Annotated in this window: 5 protein-coding genes and 1 pseudogene; all 6 read left to right on the forward strand. The window is 70.9% G+C overall.

Going from position 1 to position 5,753, the window contains the following annotated elements; translation table 11 throughout:
- A partial coding sequence (locus tag GT354_RS20235) for a VOC family protein (protein WP_161357711.1) occupies nucleotides 1-699 on the forward strand: 699 nt, incomplete at its 5' end.
- A gap of 119 nt (nucleotides 700-818) precedes the next feature.
- Nucleotides 819-1,733 (forward strand): phytanoyl-CoA dioxygenase family protein, encoded by a 915-nt coding sequence (locus GT354_RS20240; RefSeq protein WP_161357713.1) that lies wholly within the window; start codon nucleotides 819-821, stop codon nucleotides 1,731-1,733.
- Nucleotides 1,730-2,734: a thiamine pyrophosphate-dependent dehydrogenase E1 component subunit alpha gene (locus GT354_RS20245; protein WP_346012096.1), complete on the forward strand. Its 1,005-nt coding sequence runs from the start codon at nucleotides 1,730-1,732 to the stop codon at nucleotides 2,732-2,734. Before GT354_RS20240 ends, GT354_RS20245 begins: the two co-directional genes overlap by 4 nt.
- Nucleotides 2,731-3,690: a transketolase C-terminal domain-containing protein gene (locus GT354_RS20250; RefSeq protein WP_161357715.1), complete on the forward strand. Its 960-nt coding sequence runs from the start codon at nucleotides 2,731-2,733 to the stop codon at nucleotides 3,688-3,690. Before GT354_RS20245 ends, GT354_RS20250 begins: the two co-directional genes overlap by 4 nt.
- A gap of 538 nt (nucleotides 3,691-4,228) precedes the next feature.
- Complete coding sequence (locus GT354_RS20255; RefSeq protein WP_346012097.1) at nucleotides 4,229-5,482, forward strand: serine hydrolase; 1,254 nt, start codon at nucleotides 4,229-4,231, stop codon at nucleotides 5,480-5,482.
- Nucleotides 5,483-5,622: 140 nt separating this feature from the next.
- Nucleotides 5,623-5,753: pseudogene (locus GT354_RS20260) on the forward strand (16S rRNA (cytosine(1402)-N(4))-methyltransferase); the annotation flags it as partial.

Genomic DNA, 5,753 nt, shown 5'->3' on the forward strand with positions numbered 1-5,753 from the left:
GGCGCCGTGGTCCTGGACCGGGCCGGCGGGCTGATCGCCGGCTTCGGCGACACCGCGCTGCGGTTCGTCTCACCGCAGGACGCTCCGGCCCGCACCGGCGGCGAACTACTGGACGCCATCGACCACGCCGCCATCTGCGTCCCCGCCGGGCAACTCGCGGACGCCGTACGGTTCTGCGAGGCCGCCCTCGGCTTCCACCGGATCTTCGGCGAGTACATCGAGGTCGGCGAACAGGCGATGGCCTCCAGCGTGGTGCAGAGCGCCTCCGCGGACGTCACCTTCACCCTGATCGAACCGGACACCAGCCGTCGGGCCGGCCAGATCGACACCTTCCTCGCCGACCACGACGGTGCGGGCGTCCAGCACTTGGCGTTCCGCACCGACGACATCGCCACCGCCGTCCGTACCGCCGGGTCGCGCGGCATCGAGTTCCTCTCCACCCCTGGCACCTACTACGACGGCCTGGCCGAGCGCCTCGACAGCACCGCGATACCGGTGGAGACGCTGCGCGAGTTGGACGTCCTGGTCGACCAGGACCACGGTGGCCTGCTGTTCCAGATCTTCGCCCGCTCGACCCACCCCCGGCGGACCTTCTTCCTGGAACTGATCGAGCGCCAGGGCGCGGGCACCTTCGGCACCGCCAACATCAAGGCCCTCTACGAGGCCGTAGAGCGCCAGCGCGCCGCCGCTTCCGTCTGACCCACCGGCCGACCCGCCGCCCCGACCCGTCCATCCGACGCGTCCGTCCGACCTGTCCGTTCGACGCGTCCGTTCGACGCGTCCGTCCGACCCGTCCGACTTCCGAGGAGGAGCACCCCATGACCACCGCTCCCGAGTTCGTCCTGACCCAGGCCGAGCGCGCCGTGCTGCCCACGCCCGAGGAGGTGGCCGGCTACCGCGAGCACGGCTGGTACCTCTCCAACCGGCTGTTCACCGACGAGGAACTCGACACCCTCCAGGCGGCCACCGAGAAGTACTACGAAGGCCACCGAGACCGCACCCTCGCCGTCCGGCCGCCGAACCTGGCCTCCTGGGAACCCTCGCACGGGCCGGTCCAGCGGCACAACGACTACGTGCACTACGAGAGCGACGCGATCGCCGCGATCCTGCGCAAGCCCCTGGTCGGCGCCGTCGCCGCGCTGCTCGCCGGAACCGAGGAGATCCGGGTCTTCCAGTCGACCCTGATCCTCAAGCCGCCCGTGCCCGAGGAGCCCTCCAACCACGTGCCGTGGCATTTCGACAAGCACTACTGGCACACCTCGTCCTCGGACGACATGCTGACCGCCTTCATCCCCTTTGACGACTGCGGGGTGGAGAACGGCACCATCACCATGGTCGACGGCAGCAACCGCTGGCAGGAACTCCCCTCCGGGGAGGATGCCACCCGGCACTTCGCTCAGCGCGACCGCTCCGAACTGGATGCGATCCTCGCCGCCAACGCGCGCCACAACCGCGAACAGGTGCGCAAGATCCCCGTCGTCATCCCGCGCGGGCACGTCAGCTTCCATCACTGCCGCACCTACCACGGCAGCGGAGCCAACCTGGCCGACACCCCACGTCGGTCCATCTCGCTGCACCTTCAGGACGGCGGCAACCAGTACCGCCACGCCACCCGACCGGACGGCACCCCCGCCTCGTACAACCACGACGCGGTGGTCCGCCGCACCCCCGACGGCCGCCCCGACTACGCCGACCCCCAAATCTGCCCGGTCATCTGGCGGGAAACCCTGTGACAGACCCCTCCCACCCCGACTCCGACGGCCTCCTCGGCTCCCCCGCCGCGCGCTACCGGATGCTGCGGCTGATCCGCAGCTTCGAGGAACTCGCGCTCGGCCTGGTGAAGTCCGGCGCGATCATCGGCGGTATCCATCCCTACATCGGGCAGGAGGCGGTGGCCGTCGGCGTCTGCGCCGCACTGCGCCCGCAGGACCGGATCACCTCCACCCATCGGGGCCACGGCCATGTGCTCGCCAAGGGCGCGGCCCCGGACCGGCTGCTGGCCGAACTCCTCGGCCGTACCGCCGGGTTGAACAAGGGCCGGGGCGGCTCGATGCACGCCGCCGACTTCTCACTCGGCATCCTGGGCGCCAACGGCATGGTCGGCGCCGGCGTCCCGATCGCGGTCGGCGCCGCCTGGTCCGCCCGGCAGGCCGGCGAGGACCGGGTCGCCGTCGCCTTCTTCGGCGACGGCGCACTCAACCAGGGCGTCCTGCTGGAGTCCTTCAACCTGGCCGCGATGTGGCAGCTGCCGGTGCTGTTCGTCTGCGAGAACAACGGCTACGCCACCACGCTGCCGGCCGCCACCGCAGTGGCCGGCAGCGCCGGCGGCCGGGCCGCCGCCTTCGGGATCCCGGCCGCCGAGGTGGACGGGATGGACACCGAGGCCGTCCGCGCGGCGGCCGCCGCGGCCGTCGAACGGGCCGCGGGCGGCGGCGGTCCCGGCTTCCTCGAGTGCCGCACCTACCGCTTCGAGGGGCATCACACCATGGAACGGCTGATGAAGCTGCGCTACCGCACCCCGGAGGAGATCGCCGACTGGCGCCGCCTCGACCCCCTCCCGCGGGCCGCCGCACTCCTGCCCCACGGCCTCGCCGCGCAGTTGGACACCTCGGTCGCCGAACAGCTGGCCGTCGCGGAGCAGTTCGCCCTGGCATCCGACCACCCGCACCCGGAAGGGGCTTCGGACCATCTCTACGCCGACGGGATGCGCCCGAGGGCGGGGTCGACGGCATGAGGCTCTCGTACACCAAGGCGCTCAACCGGGCGCTCACCGACGCCCTCGCCGAGGACCCCGCGGTCTGCGTCTTCGGCGAGGACATCGGCGCCGGCATGGCCGGCCCCACCCTCAACCTGCTCGACCGCTTCGGCCCCGGCCGGATCGTCGACACCCCGCTCTCCGAGCAGGCCTTCACCGCCATGGCCATCGGCGCCGCCCTGACCGGACGGCGGCCGGTGATCGAATTCCAGATCCCCTCGCTGCTCTTCCTCGTCTTCGAGCAACTCGTCAACCAGGCCCACAAGTTCTCCCTGATGACGGGTGGTCAGGCCGGCGTCCCGCTGACCTGCCTCGTCCCGGGCTCCGGCTCCAGGGACGGCTGGGCCGGCCAGCACTCCGACCACCCCTACAGCCTCTTCGCCCATGCCGGCATGAAGACCGTCGTGCCGGCCACGCCTACCGACGCCTACGGGCTCCTGCGCTCCGCGATCGGCGACCCGGACCCGGTGGTCGTCTTCGCCCCCGCCGCCGCGCTGCCGATCCGCGAAACCGTCACCTGGGAACTCGCACCGATCCCGCTCGGCTCGGCCCGCATCCACCGCGGGGGCACCGACGTCACCGTGGTCGCCGTCGGCCACCTCGTCCACGACGCACTGGCCGTCGCCGAGGAACTCGCCCCGGAGATCTCCGTCGAGGTATTCGACCCCCGCACCCTCTACCCCTTCGACTGGGCAGCCCTGGCGGCCTCACTGGAACGCACCGGACGCCTCGTCGTCATCGACGACTCCAACCGGAGCTGCGGCATCGGCGCCGAAGTCCTCGCCACCGCAGCCGAGGAGATGCGCCTTGTCGCCCCGCCCCGGCGAATCACCCGACCGGACGGCACCGTACTGCCGTTCGCCCCCCAACTCGACCGCGCTCTGCAACCCCACCGCGACCAACTGCGCAACGCCCTGCGCGCCGTCATGAAGTAACCCCTGCCCGGCGCCTGTGCACAACCCGTTCACCGGAGGATCGGCACGTCCGACCATCGCTGGTGCCAAGTTCCGCTTCGGGCGGGTAAGAGTGCTCAAACAGTGCTGTTCCGGCTGCTCGGGGCGGGTGTCGTGCCAAAGTTTCCGATGACCCGTCAACTCGTCGACGCGGACGAGGAGAAAAAGATCCGGACACCGGCTGCGGCCCGTCACGCGCCGGCGGACTCGATCCTCCGCCCCAGATCGTCACGCTGGGCCGGGAAGGCCTGCGCGCGCCGCGGGTCGCCGCTCGGACGGGCCGTAACGCGAAGACCGCGCGGCGATCGCTGCACCAGCTCAACGAAGCCTGTGTGGAGCGGTTTCCCACAGGACGTCGAGGGCGTCGTCCATGCGGCCCTGGCCTGTCCACCTCGACCAGGGTGTGAGCCCCACCCGTGTTCCGGGTGGTACCACGATCGTCGGGCTGCCCGGTCCTCGCGAGGCTGGACGCGTGTCGGTCGAACGGCCGGCGCGAGTCGAGAGCCGTCATGGAGTCACCGTGTCCCTGCGTGCGATGCCGACCATCGGAGATACTCCCGCTCAGGCGACGACGACCGGGCCTGGTCGAAAGCGCCGGCATGCCGTGATCGCCGCGTTGGCCGGCCTGCTCGTCGCGGTGCCTTCGACAGCCGTCGCCGGGACCGCCGGGCAACAGCCCACGCAGCGCCGACAGTTGCAGCGTGAAGTGGAGCGCGTTCTGCGGGAGGGCGGCTACGTCAACGCCGCGATCGAACTCCGGGACGGCAACCGACGGGTCGAGGCGCATGCGGGTGTCGCGGATCTTCGCACGGGTCGGGCGGTGCTTCCCGGTGGCGAACTGCGGATCGCCAGCGCGACCAAGACGCTCGTGGCCACCGTCGCGCTGCAACTGGTCGCCGAGGGGCGCCTCTCGCTCGACGACTCGGTGGAGAAGTGGCTCCCGGGCGTGGTGCTGGGCAATGGCAACGAGGGAAGTCGGATCACGATCCGCAACCTGCTGCAACACACCAGCGGGCTGCACAACTACTCGGAGGAATCCGCCGACACCGCGGCCGGGTTCGAGGCAGCGCGTTTTCGTCGTACGAACGCACGGCGGCTCGTCGCCGACGCGATGACGCACGCCCCGAGCTTCCCGCCCGCCTCAACGGGCGATCCGGAGCCGAACTGGGAGTACTCGAACACCAATTACGTCCTCACCGGGATGGTGATCGAACGGGTCACGGGCCGATCGTGGCGCACCGAGGTCCGGCACCGGATCATCCGCCCGCTCGGCCTGACCGGCACCTATGCCCCCGAGGACGACCCCACCCTGCCCGGCCCCTACACCCACTCCTATCACCGCTTCGCCGACGAGAAGCTCTGGCTCGACACCACGATCCGCTCGATGTCCTGGGGCGACGCCGCAGGCGAACTGGTCAGCACCCACGACGACGTGAACCACTTCTTCACCGCCCTGATCCGTGGTCGGCTGCTCCCACCCGCCCAACTCGCCCTCATGCTCGATACCGTCGCGATGCCGGCCGACTTCGATCAGGTCATGCCCGGCGTGCGCGACGGCCTGGGACTGATGAGCCAACCACTTCCCTGTGGCGGTCTCCGCTGGGGACACGGTGGCGATCTCCCGGGCAGCAAAGTCCGCACGGGTGTCACCCAGGACGGCAGCCGCAGTGTCGTGGTCGTCCTCAACGGCACCTACGAGGACGACGAACACGGCCTGCCCGCCGAGACAGCCGCGCAGCAACTCCTCGACCGTGTGTTGTGCGCGAAGAGCTGAGCCCACCGCGACGCCGGCCACCGAACGACCCGCCCAGATCCAGGAGTACGAGCGTGCCCCGCCTACGCCCTCCCGCCAAACCGCATCGCGCTACCTGCCTCACCGCGGCCACCGCCGCCCTCATCGCCGCGACCACCGCGGCCCTGGAACGCTCCGGCGCCCGGCTCGCGGGCTTCGGCGAGCGCGCGACGCTCGTGCACGCGGTGTACGACGAACTCCCCGACGTGCTGGCCCGGCTCGGGATCGAGCGGATCGACGGCATCCTGTTCGA

The sequence above is a fragment of the Streptomyces sp. SID3343 genome (genome assembly GCF_009865215.1).
Taxonomy (GTDB): domain Bacteria; phylum Actinomycetota; class Actinomycetes; order Streptomycetales; family Streptomycetaceae; genus Embleya.